The organism is Methylobacterium nigriterrae (assembly GCF_037106235.1).
Taxonomy (GTDB): domain Bacteria; phylum Pseudomonadota; class Alphaproteobacteria; order Rhizobiales; family Beijerinckiaceae; genus Methylobacterium; species Methylobacterium nigriterrae.
Genome location: NZ_JBAWTG010000854.1, coordinates 1 through 272, shown reverse-complemented (window position 1 = coordinate 272; position 272 = coordinate 1). Strand labels below are relative to the sequence as shown.

The following is a 272-nucleotide window of genomic DNA, read 5'->3' as shown; positions in this document are numbered from 1 at the left end:
CCTCGAGCGGGCGTATGCACAGGCGCGTCTTTTCGTGCTGCCTTCCTGGTACGAAGGCTATGGCATGGTGGTGGCCGAGGCCCTGCAGCATGGCCTGCCGGTCATCACGACAACAGGCGGGGCGCTTGCGCAGACGCTGCCCCCGCAGGCGGGGATCGCGATCGCGCCGGGCGACGCTCGCGCGCTGGCCGGGGCGTTGCGGCGCGTCCTGGGCGATCCGGTCCTGCACGAGTCGCTCTCGGTGGGCGCGCGGGCAGCGGCGGGGGCGCTGC

General features: G+C 73.9%; 1 protein-coding gene. It reads left to right on the top strand.

All coding sequences use genetic code 11. The annotated features are described in order from the left end of the window. Positions 1 to 272 (top strand): glycosyltransferase family 4 protein (locus WDW90_RS39425; RefSeq protein ID WP_336493035.1); only part of this gene is annotated, 272 nt, incomplete at both ends.